This window comes from Qipengyuania sp. YIM B01966 (assembly GCF_016461955.1).
In the GTDB taxonomy this organism is placed as follows: domain Bacteria; phylum Pseudomonadota; class Alphaproteobacteria; order Sphingomonadales; family Sphingomonadaceae; genus QFOP01.
In genome coordinates this window covers 151,292-170,333 of the sequence record NZ_JADMNM010000001.1, presented here as the reverse complement: position 1 = coordinate 170,333, position 19,042 = coordinate 151,292, and the positions used below count along the sequence as shown (strand labels likewise).

Below are 19,042 nucleotides of genomic sequence, written 5' to 3'. Positions count from 1 at the left end.
AGGGAACCATGGCCGGAACCGCCAACCATCAGTTTCACATCCTGCCGCCCGATATCTGGCCGCTGATCGGCTCGCTGTCGGCGTTGACGATGACCAGCGGGCTGGTGATGTATATGCATCCCGACGTGTTCAGCATGGGCTGGCTGGTGCTGGGGCTCGGCATTGCCGGGTTGATCGCCACCTTCTTCAGCTGGTTCAGCAACATCGTGAAGGAAGCTGAGGCAGGGCACCACTCGCCAGTCGTCCAGTTGCACCTGCGCTACGGGATGATCCTGTTCATCGCCTCGGAAGTGATGTTCTTCGTCGGCTGGTTCTGGTCGTGGTTCAGCTTTGCCCTGTTCCCTGACCAGCTGTCGGAAGTGATCGGCGGCACGTTCCCGCCCAAGGCGATCGAAGCGGTGATGGACCCGTTCGATCTGCCGCTGCTCAATACTCTCATCCTGCTGTGCTCGGGCACGACGGTCACCTGGGCGCACCATTCGCTGATCCACGGCGATCGTGACGGGCTGAAGAAGGGGCTGTGGCTGACTATCCTTCTCGGCCTGCTGTTTACCGCCATCCAGGCCTATGAATACAGCCATGCGCCGTTCGACTTTGGCGGCAATACCTACAGCTCGGCGTTCTACATGGCGACCGGCTTCCACGGGTTCCACGTCATCGTCGGGACGATCTTTCTGATCGTTTGCCTGATCCGCGCCTATAAGGGGCACTTCACTCCGCGCCAGCATTTCGGCTTCGAGGCGGCAGCCTGGTACTGGCACTTCGTTGACGTGGTGTGGCTGTTCCTGTTCGTCTCGGTCTATGTCTGGGGCAGCTGGGGCGCGACAATCCATTGACCGGGCCCGCCGCACCGGCGCCGGAAAAGGGGCAGCCTTCGCTTGCGGAGGCTGCCCTTTTCGGTTTGTGCCCGTCGTGCGGCGCGCGCACGCTGTTCGCCGGCGCCGCGCGGTTCGCCCCGCGCTGCCGGGCGTGCGGGCTCGATTTCGGGCAGTTCAATGTCGGCGATGGGCCGGCGGCGTTTCTGACACTGGTGATCGGCGGGGTGCTGGTCGGGCTCGCTCTGTGGCTCGAAGTCGCGGTGCAGCCGCCCTTCTGGGTGCACCTGATACTGTGGGTGCCGCTGACGATTGGCGCGGTGCTGGGCGGATTGCGCCTCGCCAAGGCCGCGCTACTAACCGCTGAATATAGCAACCGCGCTGGCGAAGCGCGGCAGAGCTCGCATGACTGAGCCGGCCGCGCGCCTGCCTCTGCCCGTCCTGCCGACAATTCTCGTGCTGGCAGCAGCGGCGGTGATGGTCGCGCTCGGCATCTGGCAGTTGCAGCGCGCTCACGAGAAAGCGGCGCTGATCGCCCAGGCGCACCAGGCGCAGACGCTTTCTTCGGTGGCTGAATATCCGCGCGATCCGGCGCAGCTCGACGCGGTGCTCTATCGTCGCACCGAGGTGCTGTGCGAACGGGTGATCGGGCGCGAGCAGCGGGCCGGCACCGCGGCCGATGGGCGCAAGGGATGGGAACATCGCGCGCTGTGCCACCTAGATGGCGGGCAGACGGCGACCATCGCGCTCGGCTTTGCTGCCATGCCCGATCCGCCGGCATGGGATGGCGGGGCGGTGCAGGGTATCATCGCGCCAGGTGGGCGGATCGTCGCTGCGCCCCCGCTCGCCGGGCTCGCGCCGCTGGCCCCGCCTGATCCCGATGATCTGCCCAACAACCATCTCGCCTATGCCGGGCAGTGGTTCTTCTTCGCGCTGACGGCACTGGCGATCTATTGGCTGGCGCTGCGCCGCCGGCGGGATGCCGCCACGGCTTGAGCGGGGCCAAGCCGCGCTTGCTTGCGCCGTCGTTGCCGCGCCGCTACCCGCCGCGATGATGGATTACATCTCGACCCGCGGCAGCGCGCCGGTGCTTGATTTCGAAGGGGCGACGCTGGCCGGCCTCGCCAGCGATGGCGGGCTTTACCTGCCCCGCGCCTGGCCACGCTTCACACCAGAGGATATCGCCGCTATACGCGGGCTTCCCTATCCCGAACTGGCCGCGCGGGTGATGCAGCCCTTTGTCGGCAGCAGCATAGCGCCCGAACGGTTGCTGGAACTGTGCCGCGCGGCTTACGGCCGCTTCGCGCATCAGGCGGTGACACCGCTGGTGCAACTGGATGAACAGCACTGGCTGCTTGAGTTGTTCCACGGGCCAACGCTGGCGTTCAAGGATGTGGCGCTGCAATTGCTCGGCCTGCTATTCGAGGAATTCCTTGCCCGCAGCGATGCGCATTTAACGATTGTCGGCGCGACCAGTGGAGACACGGGCAGCGCCGCGATCGACGCGGTTGCCGGGCGCGAGCGGATCGACATCTTCATGCTCCACCCTGAGGGGCGCGTGAGCGACGTGCAGCGCCGCCAGATGACTACCGTGCGCGCGCCGAACGTCCACAATATCGCCATCGACGGCAGCTTCGACGATGCCCAGGCCCATGTGAAGCGGATGTTCGGTGACCCGGCGATGACCGGCCGCTTCCGCATCTCGGCAGTCAACTCGATCAATTGGGCGCGGCTGATGGCGCAGGTGGTGTATTATTTCGTCGCCGCGCTGCAATTGGGTGCTCCGGAGCGCAAGGTCGCCTTTGCTGTGCCAACGGGCAATTTCGGCGATGTGTTCGCCGGTTATGTCGCGCACGCGATGGGCTTGCCGGTCGAGCGGTTGATCGTAGCTACCAACGTCAACGACATCCTGCACCGCGCGCTCTCCGAAGGGGATTATTCCGCCGGCACCGTTACCCCCACTGCCGCGCCGAGCATGGACATTCAGGTCAGTTCCAATTTCGAGCGGCTGCTGTTCGATTGCGGTGGGCGCGACGGGGCGGCGCTGGCGGCGCAGATGGCCGGGTTCGAGAAGACGCATGCGATGCGGTTGACAAATGCCCAGCGAGCGGGCGCCGCCGCTCTGTTCACCAGCGCCCGGGCCGATGAAGCGCAGATGGCGCGGGCGATGCGCTGGGCAGCGGACCGGGCCGGCGAAGCTATCGATCCGCACACCGCCATCGGGCTCCACGCAGCGCGCTCTGCCGATATCTCCCGCGATGTTCCGGTAGTAACCCTGGCGACGGCGCATCCGGCCAAGTTCGGCGATGCCGTCGAACGCGCCACGGGAATCCGGCCCGCGCTTCCCGCGCGCATAGGCGATCTGTTTGCGCGCGAGGAAGCCTATACCTCGCTGCCCGGCGATTACGACGCGATTGCCGCCTTCGTGGCCGAGCGGGCCACCCGGTCGGCCTGATGGCGCAGCTCAGCGAACAGCCGATCCTGCTGACCGGCACAGGGTGGGCGGATTACGGTCTCGTTGACAGCGGCGATGGGCGCAAGCTCGAACGCTATGGCCCGCACGCATTCATCCGCCCCGAACCGCAGGCCATGTGGCGCCCGCGCCGGGCCGACTGGGCTGCGGATGGCGAATTCGTGCCGGGTTCCGACGAAGATGGCGGCGGCCGCTGGGCTTTCGCCCGGCCGGTTCCGCAGGGCGGCTGGCCGCTCGACTGGAATGAGGTCCGCTTGACCGCGCAATGCACGCCGTTCCGCCACCTCGGCTTCTTTCCCGACATGGCGCCGGTCTGGCAATGGATGGGCGCGCAACTTGCCGGGCGGAATGATGCGGAAACGCTCAACCTGTTCGGCTATACCGGTGTCGGCACGCTGGCCTTGTCCGGGTTCGGGCGGGTGACCCATGTCGATGCGTCCAAGAAATCAGTCGCGCAGGCACGCGCCAATGCCGAATTGTCGGGCATGGCAGAGCGCCCGGTGCGCTGGCTGGTGGAGGATGCGGCCAAGTTTGCCGCGCGCGAGGTGCGGCGTGGCCGGCGCTATGACGGGATTATCCTCGATCCGCCCAAATTCGGTCGCGGGCCAGGGGGTGAGACGTGGCGGTTGGAGCAGGGGCTGGCACCGCTCGTGGCGGATTGCGCGCGGTTGCTGGATGCGGGCAGCCGGTTCCTGTTTCTGACGGTCTATGCGGTGCGGATGTCGAGCCTCGCGCTCGCCGGGCTGCTGACCGAACACTGCGCACATCTGCCGGGACTGGTGGAACATGGCGATCTGGCCGTGCGCGAGGAAGGAGAAGGGGGGCGCCTGTTGCCGACCGCAATTTTCGCCCGCTGGTCAAATCCACGCTAAGGGCGCACGCGATGGATCACGATTCGCTCATTCTCGAGGTTGCGGACTTCGAAACCGATGTTCTGACCGGGATCTATTCCGAGGAAACCGGCCAGCCTCAGCCGCTGCGGATCAGCATCGCGGCGCGGCTCAAACTGCCGGCACATTTCGCGCCCGATACCCCGCTTGAGGCGAGCAAGAACTACATGGATCTCAAATTCGCGGCGACCGAGGCGCTGCCGCCCGGGGTCCATTTCAAACTGATCGAAGCGGTTGCCGACCATATTTGCGAGACGCTGTTCCTGCAGGATGAGCTGGTGGAGGCGGTGACGGTCAAGATCGTCAAGCTGGCGATCGCGGAGGCTGGCGAAAAGATCGGCATCACGCTGACCCGTGTGCGGCGATGAGCACAGCGACGCTTGTGATTGACGATTTGCCCGTTGCCCCGGGCGAGGCGGCGGCGCGCTATTATGACCGCTGGGCCGGTGAAGCGCTGCGGCTGGCCTTGGCGCCGGACACCGAACTGCTGGTGGTGCTGTTCGGCGCGGGCGATTACACGCACGCGGAATGGCGGCGGGTCGCTGTCGCGGCGCTGGCGCGACAAATTGCACCGCGGCGCGTGTGCGCGCTTGCCGGTGGAGGCGATGCGGCGCGCGCGGACGCGCTCGCTTTCCTCAGTCGCGCGCCCGGCGTGACCGGGCAATATCTCGAGTTGGCGGATTAGCGGCCCAACTGGCCGCGCAGCCGAGCCAGTGTGGCGTCCTCGGCCCTGACCAGCCCCAGCACCTCGCGGCGCGCGGCGGACAGCGTGTCAGACGGCACACCGGCAATGGCCGCCTCGGCGTGGAGTTGCTCGAGATCGGCCAGCGGCACGGCGGTCTGGCTGCGGGCGGATTCGAGGCTGGCGAGGGCTACCTGCGCCGCTGCCCAGGCATCCGAATCGCGATTGCCGCCGCGCCCGGCCGCGACCAGCCGCTGCGCTGCCGCCACCTGCGATTGAAACCTGCCATGCGCGCCGCGCGCCGCGGCGGTCAGCGGGCCGACCCGACCCAGCGCCGCAGGATCGAAGCTCGCAGGAGAGGGTAACGGCGTCCGCTCGGGAATCAACGGCGCCGGAGGCGCGGTGGCAAGCCCGATTCGGCCGGCCATCGCTGCGCGTTCGGCATCCCGGATCGCCAGCGAGGGATAATCGCCGGCCGTCGCGCAGGCGCCAAGCGCCGGGAGCATGAGCAGCGCGCCTGTGCGGGCAAGAAGGACGTAACCGGGCATCATGCGGGCATAGCAGCTTCACAGTCCGGCGCCAGCACCGCCGCACCTGCTGTCTGTGACGCGCGTGAGGCGTTGACTTGGCGCGGGGGTTTGTCTAACGGCGCACTTCTTTCCCACCTCGCCATCGCATCGCGGGCGGGAGGAACGCGCCGTTTCGCCGAAGCGGCACAGCACAAGATTGGAAGTGAAGGCACCATGTTCGCAGTAGTGCGCACGGGCGGCAAGCAATATCGGGTTGCCGCCGGAGACAAGATCGCGGTCGAGAAGCTGGCCGGTGAAGCGGGTGATACGGTCACCCTGGGCGACGTGCTGGTCGCCGGCGAAGGCGATTCGCTGGCCGATGCCGCGAAGGTGACCGTTTCGGCGGAAATCATCGCGCAGGCCAAGGGCGAGAAGGTCATTGTCTTCAAGAAGCGCCGCCGGCACAATTATCGCCGCAAGAACGGCCACCGCCAGCAATTGACGCTGCTCCGCATCCTGTCGGTCGGCGACAGCAAGGCGCCGGCGAAGAAGGCTGCGCCGAAGGCTGAGGCAAAGGCCGAAACGCCCGCCGACGCGGCGGCAGCGCCCGCCAATAAGGAAGCAGCGGCCAAGGCCGCGCCCAAGGCGAAGGCGGAAACAGCCGAAGCCAAGCCTGCGGCGGCCAAGAAGGCGCCGGCCAAGAAGGCCTCACCCGCCGAGGCTGAAGAGAAATAAGGAACCCGAACGATGGCACATAAGAAAGCAGGCGGTTCATCCCGCAACGGCCGCGACTCGGCCGGCCGTCGCCTCGGCGTGAAGAAGTTCGGCAGCCAGGAAGTGGTCGCCGGCAACATCATCGTGCGCCAGCGCGGCACCAAGTTCTATCCCGGCACCAATGTCGGCATCGGCAAGGATCACACCCTGTTCGCGCTGAGCGACGGCCGCGTGCGATTCCACCAGGGCAAACTCGGCCGCAAATACGTGTCGGTCGATATGCCGAGCGTAGCTGCCGAATAACGGATGGTGCGTACCAGGCGGCCATCCACCGGGATGGCCCCGCCGGAGCGTTATCCGGTCGCTTGAGGGAGATGGGGCTTTCCTGACTGGTCAGGGGGTCCGTCTCCCTTTTTGCTGTCTCCCTCGTCCCGCGCGACCATTTACGGCCGCAACGACACTGTCACGCGGCCTGTCTAGGGGCGGCGCGACATATGGAGAGAGCGAGATGTTTCATCGCAGCGCCAACCTGTTCCTCCGCCCCGCCTGGGCCGAGGATGCCGGGTCCATTCATGCGGCGATCGCCGATCCCGCAATCGTCCGCAATCTGGCCCGCGCACCCTGGCCCTATACGCGCGCCGATGCGGAGGCGTTTGTCGGACTGCCGGCCGAGCCGTTTCTGCCATGTTTCCTGATGACCCTGCCCAACGCGGAACCCGCGCAGATCGTGGGCGGGGCCGGGCTCGGGCGTGACGAGGATGGACAGGTCCAGCTCGGCTATTGGGTGGCCCGCCCGTTCTGGGGGCGCGGCTTCGCGACCGAAGCGGCCCGCGCGCTGGTCGGCCTCGCGGCCGCGCTGGGCCACCACCGGCTGGTGGGTTGGCATTTTCTCGACAACCCTGCTTCGGGCCGGGTGCTCGCCAAGGCTGGCCTGTTACCGACCGGCCAGGTCCGCCCGCTCGGTTGCCGGGCGCGCGGCGAACGGGTCATGGCGGCCGAATTCGCCCTGACCCTGGCCGAAGAAGGGCCGCTGCGAACGGAGATGCGCGCCGCCTGATCGGGCGGCGCGCATCGTTTTGTCATTCGGCGGCCGCGGGCAGCAGCGCGTCGGCGAACTCGCCTTCATGGCGGCCGATCAAATGGCGGTCGTCATGGTTCCAGGGATGGAAGCCGGGCAGGAAATAGGCCGCCCATTGGGGGGCGATGCGCCGCAGGAAACCTGGCCGCACCAACAGATAGCTGGCGATCCGCAATTGCCATCTGGCGCCGGTCAGCCCGTCCTGCCCCAGCAATTGGGCGGTTTCCTGCCAGCGATGCTTGATGAAGCGCACGGTCACGAGCAGCATCATGATCGATTTGACCCGCCAGCGCCGCCAGCGGCTCCAGTCGCGGGTGGCGTGGAGCCAGGTATCGTAAGCGACGCCCTTGTGCTCGATCTCCTCGATCGCGTGCCAGCGCCACAAATCGGCCAACTCCGGATCGGCCCCGTCGAGCAATTGCGGGTTGGCGAGCAATTCATGGCCCAACATGGCGGTGAAATGTTCGAGCGCCATCGTCGCCGCGAGATTGAGGATCTGCGGCCGACCCTTGAGCTGGCCAAGCAGTCCCTCGACGCGGCGATCGATGAACGAGATGTCGTAGCCAGCGCTCTCTGCCAGCTTGTTGAACACAATATGTTCGCGGGTATGGTTGATTTCCTGCCGGACAAAGGCGCGGATTTCGGCCTCGAGCCGCAGGCTGGCACCCTCGCGGAAGGCCTTCACCGATTCGATAAAGAACGCCTCGCCACGCGGGAAGGTGGCAGACAGGGCGTTCATCCATGCGGTGGCGACGGGATCGTTATTCAGCCACCAACGCCGGGGCGTGTGCGCACGGGCAAAACGGCGATCACGCACGCTGATCGTCAAATCGGCGGGCGTGGCAGTTGTGGAACTTGTATCGAAACGGGCGGGGGCATTCATCGAAGCGGGCTCCGGGCTGCAACAATCGCAGGCCATATTGCGGCTACTGACATTGATGTCAATAAGCGTGTGCGGGTTGCGGAGCGCGTCCGCCGGCGATAGGCCGCCGGGCTTGGAACAGGTAAAAACCGCTGCCCCGGTGCGCCGCCGGCTGTCGCCCGAACAATCGCGAACCGCCGCGCTGGAAGCGGCGCGCGCCCTGCTTATCGAAACCGGACCGCAATCGGTCACGCTCAAGGCCGTCGCCGCGCGCATTGGCCGCACGCACGCCAATCTGCTGCATCATTTCGGCTCGGCATCGGGGCTTCAGCGCGCGCTGGCCGAACATCTCGCAACGGCGGTGTGCGAAACGATCAAGCAGGCGGTGCGGGCGAGCCGTGCCGGGCTCGGCACGCCGCGCGAGGTGGTCGATCTCGCCTTTGACGCCTTCGGCCGCGAAGGGGCGGGTGCGCTGGCAAGCTGGATGCTGCTGAGCGGCAATGAAGACGCGCTCGACCCGATTGTCGAGACGATCCACGCGCTGGTGGACGAACTGGCGAGCGAAGAAGCCGCGCATGGCGGCGGCGTGACGGCGATCCACCAGACCACGCTGACCTTGGTACTGCTGGCACTGGGTGATGCGCTGATGGGTCCGACGCTGGCCAAATCGCTCGGCCTGCCGGATCATGCCGCCCGCGACCAGGCCGAACGGCTGCTGACCGAGGCTATCGACAAGGCGCCCGGCTGCTAGGCCAGCACGCTTTCCAGCCAGGGGGGTGCCGTCCCGGCTGGAATATCCTCAACCCGCAGGTGATCTACGGCTAGCGCAAGCTCGGAGTACGCCACCCGCTGGCGCTTGGGGTCGGATGCGGCCAGCGGCACCACCATCAGCCGACGGTTGACCTTGCTGCGCCAATTCATCCGCGCGGTATTCTCCTGCCCGATATAGCAGCCCTTGGTGAAGCTGACCCCGTTGAGCTCGGCGGCGTTGGTTTCCAGCCACAATATGTCGGCCAGCTCTGCCGCTCCTTCGCATACGCCCAGCGCCAGCCGGTGCTGCCGCCACGCGCCGCTGGCATCGCCGCCGGCACCGGCTGGCGCCAGCCAGCGCCGGCCAAGCTCGGCCAGCCGCGGATCAGGCACGCCGGCGTCGCCTGCGGGTGCCCAGTGCGCCGCCATTTCCGAAACCGGTTCGATCACGATCTGGCGGCGCAGGCGATACAGCGTCAACCGCTTGCACAGCGCTTCGGCACAGATGGCCTCGCAATCGATCAACAGCCCGCCAGCGCCATCGGGCCAGACCAGCAAATCGAACAGCGTCTTGCCCTGCGCGGTCAGCAGCCCGCTCCACACCGGCAGCGCACCGGTAACGTCCTGGGTCACCAGACCTTGCAGGAAACCGGCCGGGTCGTCGCCCGAAAGGCGGATCAATGCGCGGTCGGCGAGATGAGTGGGGGTGGTGCTGGTCATGGGTGACAGATAGGGCGCGCGCTCGCTAAGGCCAATGCATGACCCAGATTGCACCGACCAGCCTGACCCTGCGCCGCCCAGATGACTGGCACGTCCATCTGCGCGACGGGCCGATGCTGGCTGCAGTGGTGCCCTATACCGCGCGGCAGTTCGCGCGGGCGATCGTAATGCCCAATCTTGCGGCCCCGGTGGTGACAGCTGCCGACGCGGCGGGCTATCGCGCGCGGATCGAAGCTGCATTGCCCGCCGGCAGCAATTTCACACCGCTGATGACGGCCTATCTGACCGACGGCACCGAGGCGGCCGATCTGCTGCGCGGCCATGCCAATGGTGTGCTGACTGCCGCCAAGCTTTATCCCGCACACGCAACCACCAATTCCGCCCACGGCGTCACCGACATTTTCACGCTGATGCCGGTGCTGGAGGCGATGGCGGGCACCGGGATGCCGCTGCTGGTGCATGGTGAGGTGACCGATGCGGAGGTGGACATCTTCGACCGCGAGGCGGTGTTCATCGACCGTGTTCTCGCCCCCTTGGTGGCGCGGTTGCCCGAACTGAAAGTCGTATTCGAACATATCACCACGCAGCAGGCGGTCGACTTTGTCGACGCGGCGCCGGCCACTGTGGCGGCGACGATTACCCCGCAGCACCTCCACCTCAATCGTAACGCGCTGTTCGCCGGCGGCTTGCAGCCACACGTTTATTGCCTGCCGGTGGTCAAGCGCGAGCAGCACCGGCTGGCGCTGCGCCGGGCGGCGGTGTCGGGCTCGCCGAAATATTTCCTCGGCACCGATACCGCGCCCCATGCCCGCAGCGCCAAGGAAGCCGCCTGCGGCTGCGCGGGAATTTTCAACGCGCCCTATGCGCTCGAATCCTATGCCGCGGTGTTCGAGGAGGAAGGCCGGATCGACCGGCTGGAGGGCTTTGCCTCCGAACATGGCCCGCGCTTCTACGGGCTGCCGCTCAACGAGGGGCGCGTCACGCTCGAGCGCGTCTCGCAGCAGGTCCCCGCCGAGCTCCCTGCGGGCGAGGTGCTGGTGCCATTCCATGCGGGCGAAACTCTGGGCTGGCAGCTACGCGTCTGAGGGGTCGGTTTGCCGGCGCACCAGCATATCCCACACGAATACCGCCAGCGCCGCCCAGATCAGCACGAAACTGGCCAGTTGAATGGGCCGCAGTTCTTCGCCGAAGACAGTCAGGCCGAGGATGAAGACGATGCTCGGCGCGAGGAACTGGATGAAGCCCAGCGTCGAATAATCGAGCCGCCGCGCGGCGACCGCGAACAGCCAGAGCGGGATCGCCGTTACCGCCCCGCCTAATGCGATGGAGGCGGTGAGGCCAATGGAATTGTCGATCGCGCTGCCCGCCGGGCTTGCCGCATACCAGACGGCGATACCGGCGGCGGGTAACAGTAGGATCAGCGATTCGATGGTCAGGCCGGGCAGCGCCCCCACCGCCACTTGTTTGCGGACCAGGCCATAGGCACTGAAGCTGAAGGCCAGCGTCAGGCTGATCCACAAGGTCGTCAGCGCGCCGCCGAGCAGCAGTGCGACACCGGCGCCGGCGAGGCCGACCGCGATCCATGCGCGCCGGCTCAGCCGCTCGCCCAGAAACAGCGTGCCGAACACGACATTGACCAGCGGGTTGATGTAATAGCCGAGGCTGGCCGCGAACACGTTACCGCGCTGGATAGCCCAGACATAGACCAGCCAGTTGACCCCGATCAGTAGCGCGCTGCACCCCAGCATCAACATTGCCCGCCGGTCCGCGATGGCACGCCGGATTTCCGGCCACTGGCCGCGCAGCGCGATGATGAGGAGACAGATCGGCAGGGTGAAGATGATCCGCCAGCCGACGAATTCGGTCGGCGGAACGGCGCGCACCAGCAGCAAGTAGAGCGGCAGGAACCCCCAGATCAGATAGGCCGCGATCGCTGCGGGAAAGCCGGATTTCTGCCCGCTTGCGTCGATGCTGCTCATGCCTGCCCCTATGGCGTGGGGCGGCGATGTGCAAGCCACGCTTCGTCGCAACAGATCAACGGTTCGGCGCGGAGAGTTCAACCTGACAATCAGGTTGCGCGTGGTTCATATTCTCACCGATAAACCTGAACAAGACGGACGCGGTTGCCACTCAGACTACGCCCGCAACACGGTTTGAGGAGCATGAACATGATCGACCTTATCAGCAAGAAAACCGCCGCGATGCTGGCTTTGCCGGCAATGGCACTGGCCAGCCCTGCCGCGGCGCTCGACCTGCCGGCCCCGCAAGCCGCGCATCACCCAGCCGTCACCGCCGCTGCGCCGCAGGGCGATGTGGTGGCCCAGCACAATCGCGGTCGCCATCGCGGTCATGCGCGTGACCAACGCTATACCAACTACAACCGCTATGATCGCCAGGCCTACGGGCAGAACTATTATGGCGAGCCGGTCTATCAGAACACCCGCGTGTGGCAGGGCGATGACGGGCGCTATTATTGCCGCCGCTCGAACGGCACCACCGGCCTGCTGATCGGCGGTGCGGCGGGTGCGCTGCTCGGCCGCGAGGTTGCCCGCGACCGCACGCTCGGCGCGATCCTCGGCGGTGCCGGCGGGGCGCTCCTCGGTCGGTCGGTCGATCGGGGCCAGTCGCGCTGCCGCTAGGCGCACAGCAATTCCATTCGGTCACACCCACCATGTGACCGGACGCGGCGCCACCGAGCCGCGGAAGGCGTCCCGGCACTCTCCGTGCCGGGGCGCCTTTACTTATGCGCCTGGCTTTTCCCGCGATGGGACAGAGGGGAGGCGCGGCGCCGCCAGCCCTTGTCGCGTCGCACCGGCGCAGTATCCTGCAGGCTCTTCCGGGAGAGCCTACCATGCGTTTTGTGCCTCAATCCTCATCCACACAGACTATTGCAGCGGTGTTGGCGCTGGCATTGCTCGGCGCTTGCGGCTCGCGTGCGGACAACGGCGCGACCACCCAAGCCGACCCGGCGAGCGATGCCGCGCTCAACGATCAGATCATGGTCGATCCCGATCTCGCCAATCAGAACGAGGGCAGCGGCGCGCTGACCGGCGCGGGCGAACGCTCGATCCCGGTCGCCGACCGTTCGCCGCAGGCGATTGCCGCGGCAAAGCGCGAGGCGGCGGCGCTGGTCGGCGGCGAAGGCGCCTTGCCCCCGGTTCCGGCCGCCCGCGAGGTCGCCGGCGAAATTCCCGAATCGGCAACGCTCAGCGCCGCCTCGCGCGCGGCCCTGTCGCCGGGCGGCGCCAATTGCGGCGACGGGGTGCAATATTCGGCGGGCTGGGCGGCGCGTCTGCCCGAGGCGCTGCCGGTCTATCCGCGCGCGGCCACGCAGGAAGCGGCCGGCAACGATACGGGCGGCTGTTCGCTGCGGGTGATCAATTTCATCACCCCGGTGCCGCTGCCCGATGTTCTGGCCTTCTATCATGCGCGCGCAAAGGGTGCCGGATATTCGGCCGAACACCTCCGCAAGGATGGCGACAACATCCTCAGCGGGACCAAGGGCGGCGCGGCCTATGTGGTCTATGGGCGGACGGTGGCGGGCGGCCTGACCGAAGTCGATCTGGTGACCAGCGGCCGCTAGCGCGGCTTCCTACGCCGTTCCTCGCGGATACCGACGCCGATGCTGGCGCGCGGCTGCTCCATCTCGGTGCTTGCCACCGGATAGGCGCAATAATCCGCTGCGTAAAAAGCCGCCGGGCGGTGATTGCCCGACAGGCCAATCCCGCCAAACGGCTGCTTGGACGATGCGCCGCTGGTCGGCCGGTTCCAGTTGATGATGCCCGCGCGGATATTGGCCCAGAAGCGGTTGTAATCCTGCGGGCTGCCGCCGATCAGCGCGGCTGACAGGCCGAAACGGGTATTGTTCGCCTCGACAATCGCCTGGTCGAAATCATCGACCTTGATGATCTGCAGCAGCGGGCCGAACAGTTCGACATCGGGCCTTTCGGCCATTGCAGTGGTGTCGATCAGCGCCGGCGAGACGAAGGGCAGATTGTCGTCGGGCCGGGTCATGTGCTTGATCGCGCGGCCGCCATTGGACATCAGGTAGAGGAAGCTTTCGGTCAGTTGATCGGCGGCATGATTGTCGATCACCGGGCCCATGAAGGGCGCGGGTTCGGCGAAAGGTTCGGCGTAGAGGATGCGGTCGGCGAGGTTCTTCACTTCGTGGACGATGGCATCATACATGCTCGCCTTGACGATCAGCCGGCGCGCGGCGGTGCAGCGCTGACCGGCAGTAGTGAACGCCGACTGCACGATGGTTATCGCCGCATCCGACACCTTGGGTGTATCGATGACCACAATCGGGTTGTTGCCGCCCATTTCGAGCGCGAGGATCTTGCCCGGATTAGCCGCGAGCTTGCGGTTGATCGCGATCCCCGCCTGCGCCGAGCCGGTGAACAGCACGCCATCGATGCCCGGATGCGCGACCAGCGCTTTGCCCTGCTCCGGTCCGCCGTGGAGCACCTGGATCACCGCCGCCGACACACCCGCCCGGTGAAAGCAGCCGGCGAGGAATTCGCCGACCGCCGGGGTCTTCTCGCTCGGCTTGAACACCACCACATTGCCGGCAATCAGTGCGGGAATGATATGCCCGTTGGGCAGATGCGCCGGAAAGTTGTAGGGGCCGAGCACCGCCATCACCCCATGCGGCTTGTGCCGCACCGCCGCCGTCCCGCCGAGCGCCGAATCGAGCTTCTTCTGCCCCGTCCGCTCGGCATAGGCGGTGACCGAGATATTGACCTTGGCGATTACCGATTCGACCTCGGTTCGGGCTTCCCACAAGGGCTTGCCGGTTTCGCGCGCAATCAGTTCGGCGAAGCGGTCGGATTCCTTGCGCACCTCGTTGGCGAAGCGGCGGCACAGTTCGATCCGGGTGGCCAGCGGCTGCGCGGCCCATTGCGGCCATGCCCGCCGCGCGAGATCGATCGCATCATCGACATTGCCTGCGCGCCCTTCCCACAACAGCTGCCCGGTGGCAGGTTCGTAGGATGTCATGATGTCAGGATGCACTGTCGCCTCTCGCGCTCGCTTGGCGGCCTTCTAACAATGGCGCCGGGCGCGTCAAATGGCGCCGTGTCCGGCCGGGACCGGCGGATCGCCCAGCGCATCGCCAAAGGCACGCACGGCGGCGATTTTGCGCGCAAACGGTGACCAATCGTCACGTTCGGCGATGGCCGACCAGATCGCCTCGACCTCGTCGATCAGCATCGCCTCAGGCGCAGCGGGCCACTCACCGGCAGACCCTGTCGGTTGATACAGGGTGAGCGCATCGGCCAGGTCGCCACTTGCCTGACCGCCCCCGCGATGACGGTGGAAGAAGGCATCCGGCCCGATACCTTCAGCGCGCATAGCGGTGACACTGGCTGCAAGCAGCTGCGTATCGCCCTCGGTCCCGCGCGGCGCCACGCCGAGGCGCCAGCACCAGCGGCGCAGCAATGCCGCCTCGTACAGCCCGGCGAAGCGTTCGAGCGCGGCGCGCAGCGGGGCGGCGTCGGCCAGCAGCCGCAGCGCCACGGCAAGTTGCGCACAGTTCCAGTGCAGCGCCTCCGCCTGCCGCCCGAACGCATAGAGCCCCTGCTGATCGAAATAGGCGGCGGTGAAGCCGGGCTCCCACAGCGGGGCAAAGCGCCACGGGCCGTAATCGAAGCTCTCGCCGGTAATCACGATGTTGTCCGTATTGAGCACCCCGTGCACGAAACCGGCGACCATCCAACTCGCGGCGAGATCGGCGCACCGTTCCACCACCTGATGCAGCAGCATCACCGCCGGTTCCTCCTGCGCAGGTGCATCCCCGAGCGGGGGCGGGCCGGGATAATGGCGCAGGCAATAATCGACCAGCGCCGCCATATGATCGCGTTCCTCCAGCACCAGCAGCCGCTGGAAGGTGCCGATGCGGATATGCGAATGCGACAGCCGGACCAGCACCGCCGAACGTGTGGGCGAAGGCTCATCGCCGCGCCACAAGTCCTCGCCCGTTTCGATCACCGAGAAGGTTTTGGACGTATAAGCCCCAAGCGCTTCGAGCATTTCGGTCGCCAGCACCTCGCGCACCGCGCCTTTCAGCGTCAGCCGTCCATCGGCGGTGCGGCTGTAGGGCGTGGTGCCCGAACCCTTGGTGCCGAGGTCGAGCAGGCGCCCCGCGCCATCGCGCAACTGGCCGAACAGAAAGCCGCGCCCGTCGCCGATCTCCGGATTGTACACGCGGAACTGGTGGCCGTGATAGCGCAGCGCCAGCGGCTGCGGCACATTGTCCGGCAGCGGTTCGAACCGGCCGAAATGGCGGACCCATTGCCCATCATCCATGGCCGCGAGGCCGACCGCGCGATCCCACCGGCGATTGCGGAACCGCAGCTCGGTGCGCGGGAAGGCGGCCGGCTCGACCGGGTCGCCCAGCCAATCGGGAAGGTCGAGGATCGCGGGATCAGGCCGATAGCCGGCGGCTTGCGGTTCGGCGCGCATCCGGCGATAGTGGGCGCAGACGCCGCCTGGCACAAGCCGCGCTGGCGTATCCCGGCACGAAGGACAGCGTATTTCCCGATGGAGCACCTCTACACGGACCGGACGTGGACCACGGCCGACGATCTGACGCTGCATTACCGCGATTATCCCGGCCGCGATGACCGGCCGCCGATCGTCTGCATGCACGGGTTGACCCGCAATGCGCGCGATTTTGCCAATCTCGCCGCGCATCTGGCGGGCGAATGGCGGGTGATTGTCCCGGTGATGCGCGGGCGCGCCGACAGCGATTATGCCCGCGACAGCAGCAGCTACAACCCGCTGACCTATGTCGCCGATGTCGAAGCGTTGCTGGCCGATCAGGGGATCGACCGGTTCGTCGCCATCGGCACCTCGCTGGGCGGGCTGATGACGATGCTGCTCGCGCTGCGCGGGCCGGAACGGATCGCCGGTGCGGTGCTCAACGATATCGGCCCGGAGCTGGAAACGGGCGGGCTGGACAAGATCCGCTCCTATGTCGGCCAGGCGCGCAGCTACGAAACCTGGATGCACGCCGCCCGCGCGCTTGAGGAGGTTCACGGCGCGGCGCATCCACGGTTCGAACTGGCCGATTGGCTCGACATGGCCAAACGCTGCATGGTGCTGGGCCAGAACGGGCGGATCGCCTTCGACTACGACATGGCGATTGCCGAACCCTTCGCGCAGAGTGAGGCGGTGGCTCCGGTCGATATGTGGCCGGCGTTCGAGGCGCTGGCCGGCCGGCCGGTGACGCTGATCCGCGGCGCCCTGTCCGAACTGTTGTCCGAAGCGACGGCTCAGCAAATGGCGCGGAGGCTGCCGGGGATGGAACTGGTCACCGTGCCCGATATTGGCCATGCCCCGCTGCTCGACGAGCCTGAGGCACGCGCCGCCATCGACCGGCTGCTCGCGCAAGTCGCATGAAGCCGCCTGCCGCGCGCGCTCCGGGCGCCATGCCGCGCATCCTGCACCTTCATTCGACCTTCGCCGCCGGCGGCAAGGAACTGCGCTGCACCCGCCTGATCAATGCCTTCGGGCCAAAGGTCGCGCACAGCATCGTGTCGGCCGAGCCCGAGCAGATGGATGCCGCGGCCGGGATCGCGCGTGGGATCAAGGTGGATTATCCGCGCGACTTTCCGCCGCTCAAAGGGCGGCCGACGCCGGGGCGCCTGCAAAAGCTGGCGCGCGCGATGCAGGGCTACGATCTGGTGCTGACCTATAATTGGGGCGCGATGGACGCGGCCATGGCGCATACCCTGTTCGGCGAAGCCATGCGCCTGCCGCCGCTGATCCACCACGAAGACGGCTTCAACCAGGACGAGCTCACCCGCCTCAAGCCCACCCGCAACTGGTATCGCAAGATCGCGCTAGGTCGCTCGGCGGGGCTGGTGGTCCCGTCCGAACGGCTCGAGGAAATCGCGCTGACCGCCTGGGACCAGCCACTCGGCCGGGTGAAGCGGATTGCCAACGGCATCGACCTTGCCGCCTATCGCCACCGGCCCAAGCCCGATGCGATGCGCGGGATTATCAAGCATCAGGGCGAACGCTGGGTCGGGACGCTGGCCGGGCTGCGGCCGGTCAAGAACCTGCCCCGGCTCGTGCGCGCCTTCGCGGCGCTCCCCGAGGATTGGCAGCTCGTTATAATCGGCGAAGGGCCTGAGCGCGAGCGGATCATTGGCGAGGCCGCGCGGCTGAATATCGGCCACCGGGTGCACCTGCCCGGCCATGCGGTCGATCCCGCCAAGGTGATCGGACTGTTCGATATCTTTGCGCTGTCCTCCGACAGCGAGCAGCAGCCCGTTGCGCTGATCGAGGCGATGGCGGCTGGCTGCGCGGTGGCGGCGACCGCGGTGGGCGACGTGGCCGAGATGGTGGCCGAAGAAAACCGGCCGTTCGTGGTGCCGGCGGGCGATGAGCGCGCGCTAGCTGCCGCGCTCGGCGCGCTGACGGCAGACGAGGGGCTGCGCGAGCGGCTGGGCCAGGCCAATCGTGCTGCCGCCGAGGTCGAATTTTCCGAGCAGCGGATGATCGATACCTATCGCCGCCTCTACGCCTCGGCGATGGGGCGCCCGGGCTTGCCCTGATGGGCGCGCTTCACCGGCGGTTCACGCCGCGCCCAACAAAAACAGTCAGCATGGTGACGAAGGTGGTCAGGGCATTGCGGAGCACGGGTGCCGGCCCTAAAGACGCGCGATTGCCCCTGTCCGGCGCGCCGATGCGCCTCTTCCAGCAAGGATCGATCACCGCGTGGCCCTGACACCTTCTACCAACCAGAACAGGGAAAATGTCCTCGCGCAGCGCCGCGCCGCGGAAGAGGATGTGCTGCTGCGCGAGGTCGATGACGCCGTCCGGCAGGACCAATACAGCACCTTTGTCCAGCGTTACGGCAAGCCATTGTTGGCGCTGATTGCTGCCTTGCTGCTCGGCTTTGCCGGCTATCTCTTCTGGGATCACCGGCGCGAACAGGCGCTTGAACGCCAATCCGAAGAATTCATGACTGCGATGGACAAGGTGGAGGCGGGCCAGCTCGATGCCGGCAACACCGCGCTCACCCCGCTCGCGGCGAGCAGCGACGCGGGCACGCGCGCCACGGCGGCGCTGCTGCAGGGCGGGATCGCGCTCGAACAGGGCCAGCGCGAACGCGCAGCCAAATTGTTCGCCGCAGTCGCTGCCGACAGTGCCGCACCCGCCGAACTGCGTAATCTGGCGCTGATCCGCGAAATCGCGGTCAACTTCGACACCCTTCCGCCGCAGCAGGTGATCGACCGGCTGAAGCCGCTGGCGGTGCCTGGCAATCCTTGGTTCGGCAGCGCCGGCGAGCTGACCGCGATGGCCCATCTCGAAGCGGGCAACCGCGAGGCGGCAGGCACGCTGTTCTCCGCCATCGCCAAGGCCGACGATGTGCCCGAAACGCTGCGCTCGCGCGCCCGGCAGGTCGCCGGTCTGCTGGGGGTCGACGCGATCGAGGATGTCGATACGCTGCTCAAAGAACAGGGCATCACCAACGGGGCCAGTGCCGCCCCCGCAGCCGCCGGTGCGCCGGCCGCAGCGGCTGAATGACAGGAACACCAT

23 protein-coding genes are annotated in these 19,042 nt (G+C 66.9%); 17 read left to right on the top strand and 6 right to left on the bottom strand.

Annotation, left to right across the window (positions count from 1 at the left end):
* Positions 1-8: 8 nt before the first annotated feature.
* Genes ILT46_RS00910 through ILT46_RS00880 form a run of 7 tightly spaced genes read left to right on the top strand, consistent with a single transcriptional unit; the run spans position 9 to position 4,863 of the window.
* Positions 9-836 carry a cytochrome c oxidase subunit 3 gene (locus ILT46_RS00910; RefSeq protein ID WP_199502746.1) on the top strand — a complete coding sequence of 276 codons (828 nt, stop codon included), beginning with the start codon at positions 9-11 and terminating at the stop codon, positions 834-836.
* The gene (locus tag ILT46_RS00905; RefSeq protein WP_199502744.1) at positions 833-1,228 is read left to right on the top strand and encodes a DUF983 domain-containing protein; all 396 of its coding nucleotides are present in this window, start codon (positions 833-835) and stop codon (positions 1,226-1,228) included. Before ILT46_RS00910 ends, ILT46_RS00905 begins: the two co-directional genes overlap by 4 nt.
* Positions 1,221-1,811 (top strand): SURF1 family cytochrome oxidase biogenesis protein, encoded by a 591-nt coding sequence (locus ILT46_RS00900; protein ID WP_199502743.1) that lies wholly within the window; start codon positions 1,221-1,223, stop codon positions 1,809-1,811. The genes ILT46_RS00905 and ILT46_RS00900 overlap by 8 nt, the downstream gene beginning before the upstream one ends.
* 58 nt (positions 1,812-1,869) lie before the next feature.
* Positions 1,870-3,270: a threonine synthase gene (thrC, locus tag ILT46_RS00895; protein ID WP_199503069.1), complete on the top strand. Its 1,401-nt coding sequence runs from the start codon at positions 1,870-1,872 to the stop codon at positions 3,268-3,270.
* On the top strand, positions 3,270-4,160 hold the full coding sequence (locus ILT46_RS00890; protein ID WP_199502742.1) for a class I SAM-dependent methyltransferase: 891 nt from the start codon (positions 3,270-3,272) through the stop codon (positions 4,158-4,160). Before thrC ends, ILT46_RS00890 begins: the two co-directional genes overlap by 1 nt.
* Positions 4,161-4,171: 11 nt before the next feature.
* Positions 4,172-4,546, top strand: coding sequence for a dihydroneopterin aldolase (locus ILT46_RS00885; protein WP_199502741.1), 375 nt, complete (start codon positions 4,172-4,174; stop codon positions 4,544-4,546).
* Positions 4,547-4,560: 14 nt separating this feature from the next.
* On the top strand, positions 4,561-4,863 hold the full coding sequence (locus tag ILT46_RS00880; RefSeq protein ID WP_199502740.1) for a Rossmann fold domain-containing protein: 303 nt from the start codon (positions 4,561-4,563) through the stop codon (positions 4,861-4,863).
* Here the strand turns inward: ILT46_RS00880 and ILT46_RS00875 are convergent.
* Positions 4,860-5,408: a hypothetical protein gene (locus tag ILT46_RS00875; protein ID WP_199502739.1), complete on the bottom strand. Its 549-nt coding sequence runs from the start codon at positions 5,406-5,408 to the stop codon at positions 4,860-4,862. The two genes, ILT46_RS00880 and ILT46_RS00875, sit on opposite strands and share 4 nt — an antisense overlap.
* 195 nt (positions 5,409-5,603) lie before the next feature.
* Between ILT46_RS00875 and rplU the strand changes: the two genes are divergently transcribed.
* The 3 genes from rplU to ILT46_RS00860 all read left to right on the top strand — a co-directional run bounded on the left by rplU (position 5,604) and on the right by ILT46_RS00860 (position 7,140).
* Positions 5,604-6,104, top strand: a complete 501-nt coding sequence (gene rplU / locus ILT46_RS00870) for a 50S ribosomal protein L21 (protein WP_199502738.1) — start codon at positions 5,604-5,606, stop codon at positions 6,102-6,104.
* A gap of 12 nt (positions 6,105-6,116) precedes the next feature.
* Positions 6,117-6,386, top strand: coding sequence for a 50S ribosomal protein L27 (gene rpmA, locus ILT46_RS00865; RefSeq protein WP_199502737.1), 270 nt, complete (start codon positions 6,117-6,119; stop codon positions 6,384-6,386).
* A 205-nt stretch (positions 6,387-6,591) separates the two neighbouring features.
* Positions 6,592-7,140, top strand: coding sequence for a GNAT family N-acetyltransferase (locus ILT46_RS00860; RefSeq protein ID WP_199502736.1), 549 nt, complete (start codon positions 6,592-6,594; stop codon positions 7,138-7,140).
* Between the two features lie 22 nt (positions 7,141-7,162).
* On the opposite strand, the gene ILT46_RS00855 is transcribed toward ILT46_RS00860, so the two are convergent.
* A complete protein-coding gene (locus ILT46_RS00855; RefSeq protein ID WP_199502735.1) occupies positions 7,163-8,044 on the bottom strand; it encodes a metal-dependent hydrolase in 882 nt (293 codons plus the stop codon).
* 112 nt (positions 8,045-8,156) lie between these two features.
* Here ILT46_RS00855 and ILT46_RS00850 point away from each other — a divergent pair, with 112 nt between their 5' ends.
* Positions 8,157-8,774 carry a TetR/AcrR family transcriptional regulator gene (locus ILT46_RS00850; RefSeq protein WP_233396877.1) on the top strand — a complete coding sequence of 206 codons (618 nt, stop codon included), beginning with the start codon at positions 8,157-8,159 and terminating at the stop codon, positions 8,772-8,774.
* Here ILT46_RS00850 and ygfZ read toward each other — a convergent pair.
* Positions 8,771-9,493 carry a CAF17-like 4Fe-4S cluster assembly/insertion protein YgfZ gene (gene ygfZ, locus ILT46_RS00845; RefSeq protein ID WP_199502733.1) on the bottom strand — a complete coding sequence of 241 codons (723 nt, stop codon included), beginning with the start codon at positions 9,491-9,493 and terminating at the stop codon, positions 8,771-8,773. The two genes, ILT46_RS00850 and ygfZ, sit on opposite strands and share 4 nt — an antisense overlap.
* Before the next feature lie 38 nt (positions 9,494-9,531).
* Between ygfZ and pyrC the strand changes: the two genes are divergently transcribed.
* Positions 9,532-10,578, top strand: coding sequence for a dihydroorotase (pyrC, locus tag ILT46_RS00840; RefSeq protein ID WP_199502732.1), 1,047 nt, complete (start codon positions 9,532-9,534; stop codon positions 10,576-10,578).
* Here the strand turns inward: pyrC and rarD are convergent.
* Entirely contained in the window at positions 10,567-11,472 is a 906-nt protein-coding gene (gene rarD, locus ILT46_RS00835) for an EamA family transporter RarD (protein WP_199502731.1), read from the bottom strand. The two genes, pyrC and rarD, sit on opposite strands and share 12 nt — an antisense overlap.
* A 189-nt stretch (positions 11,473-11,661) precedes the next feature.
* Here rarD and ILT46_RS00830 point away from each other — a divergent pair, with 189 nt between their 5' ends.
* A complete protein-coding gene (locus tag ILT46_RS00830; RefSeq protein ID WP_233396876.1) occupies positions 11,662-12,132 on the top strand; it encodes a glycine zipper 2TM domain-containing protein in 471 nt (156 codons plus the stop codon).
* 212 nt (positions 12,133-12,344) lie between these two features.
* A complete protein-coding gene (locus tag ILT46_RS00825) occupies positions 12,345-13,076 on the top strand; it encodes a hypothetical protein (protein WP_199502730.1) in 732 nt (243 codons plus the stop codon).
* Here the strand turns inward: ILT46_RS00825 and astD are convergent.
* Together astD and ILT46_RS00815 are read right to left on the bottom strand one after the other, a co-directional pair.
* On the bottom strand, positions 13,073-14,491 hold the full coding sequence (astD, locus tag ILT46_RS00820) for a succinylglutamate-semialdehyde dehydrogenase (RefSeq protein WP_199502729.1): 1,419 nt from the start codon (positions 14,489-14,491) through the stop codon (positions 13,073-13,075). The two genes, ILT46_RS00825 and astD, sit on opposite strands and share 4 nt — an antisense overlap.
* Positions 14,492-14,557: 66 nt before the next feature.
* Entirely contained in the window at positions 14,558-15,955 is a 1,398-nt protein-coding gene (locus ILT46_RS00815; protein WP_199502728.1) for a protein adenylyltransferase SelO family protein, read from the bottom strand.
* Between the two features lie 78 nt (positions 15,956-16,033).
* Here ILT46_RS00815 and ILT46_RS00810 point away from each other — a divergent pair, with 78 nt between their 5' ends.
* The 3 genes from ILT46_RS00810 to ILT46_RS00800 all read left to right on the top strand — a co-directional run bounded on the left by ILT46_RS00810 (position 16,034) and on the right by ILT46_RS00800 (position 19,030).
* Positions 16,034-16,894, top strand: coding sequence for an alpha/beta fold hydrolase (locus ILT46_RS00810; protein ID WP_199503067.1), 861 nt, complete (start codon positions 16,034-16,036; stop codon positions 16,892-16,894).
* A complete protein-coding gene (locus ILT46_RS00805) occupies positions 16,891-18,054 on the top strand; it encodes a glycosyltransferase (RefSeq protein WP_199502727.1) in 1,164 nt (387 codons plus the stop codon). Before ILT46_RS00810 ends, ILT46_RS00805 begins: the two co-directional genes overlap by 4 nt.
* A 163-nt stretch (positions 18,055-18,217) precedes the next feature.
* On the top strand, positions 18,218-19,030 hold the full coding sequence (locus ILT46_RS00800) for a tetratricopeptide repeat protein (protein ID WP_199502726.1): 813 nt from the start codon (positions 18,218-18,220) through the stop codon (positions 19,028-19,030).
* Positions 19,031-19,042 lie beyond the last annotated feature (12 nt).

Coding starts and splice junctions, on each gene's coding strand:
- ILT46_RS00910 (WP_199502746.1), top strand. CDS start 9: ATGGCCGGAACCGCCAACCATCAGTTTCACATCCTGCCGCCCGATATC.
- ILT46_RS00900 (WP_199502743.1), top strand. CDS start 1,221: ATGACTGAGCCGGCCGCGCGCCTGCCTCTGCCCGTCCTGCCGACAATT.
- thrC (WP_199503069.1), top strand. CDS start 1,870: ATGGATTACATCTCGACCCGCGGCAGCGCGCCGGTGCTTGATTTCGAA.
- ILT46_RS00890 (WP_199502742.1), top strand. CDS start 3,270: ATGGCGCAGCTCAGCGAACAGCCGATCCTGCTGACCGGCACAGGGTGG.
- ILT46_RS00885 (WP_199502741.1), top strand. CDS start 4,172: ATGGATCACGATTCGCTCATTCTCGAGGTTGCGGACTTCGAAACCGAT.
- ILT46_RS00875 (WP_199502739.1), bottom strand. CDS start 5,408: ATGCCCGGTTACGTCCTTCTTGCCCGCACAGGCGCGCTGCTCATGCTC.
- rplU (WP_199502738.1), top strand. CDS start 5,604: ATGTTCGCAGTAGTGCGCACGGGCGGCAAGCAATATCGGGTTGCCGCC.
- rpmA (WP_199502737.1), top strand. CDS start 6,117: ATGGCACATAAGAAAGCAGGCGGTTCATCCCGCAACGGCCGCGACTCG.
- ILT46_RS00860 (WP_199502736.1), top strand. CDS start 6,592: ATGTTTCATCGCAGCGCCAACCTGTTCCTCCGCCCCGCCTGGGCCGAG.
- ILT46_RS00855 (WP_199502735.1), bottom strand. CDS start 8,044: ATGAATGCCCCCGCCCGTTTCGATACAAGTTCCACAACTGCCACGCCC.
- ygfZ (WP_199502733.1), bottom strand. CDS start 9,493: ATGACCAGCACCACCCCCACTCATCTCGCCGACCGCGCATTGATCCGC.
- pyrC (WP_199502732.1), top strand. CDS start 9,532: ATGACCCAGATTGCACCGACCAGCCTGACCCTGCGCCGCCCAGATGAC.
- rarD (WP_199502731.1), bottom strand. CDS start 11,472: ATGAGCAGCATCGACGCAAGCGGGCAGAAATCCGGCTTTCCCGCAGCG.
- ILT46_RS00830 (WP_233396876.1), top strand. CDS start 11,662: ATGATCGACCTTATCAGCAAGAAAACCGCCGCGATGCTGGCTTTGCCG.
- ILT46_RS00825 (WP_199502730.1), top strand. CDS start 12,345: ATGCGTTTTGTGCCTCAATCCTCATCCACACAGACTATTGCAGCGGTG.
- astD (WP_199502729.1), bottom strand. CDS start 14,491: ATGACATCCTACGAACCTGCCACCGGGCAGCTGTTGTGGGAAGGGCGC.
- ILT46_RS00815 (WP_199502728.1), bottom strand. CDS start 15,955: ATGCGCGCCGAACCGCAAGCCGCCGGCTATCGGCCTGATCCCGCGATC.
- ILT46_RS00810 (WP_199503067.1), top strand. CDS start 16,034: ATGGAGCACCTCTACACGGACCGGACGTGGACCACGGCCGACGATCTG.
- ILT46_RS00805 (WP_199502727.1), top strand. CDS start 16,891: ATGAAGCCGCCTGCCGCGCGCGCTCCGGGCGCCATGCCGCGCATCCTG.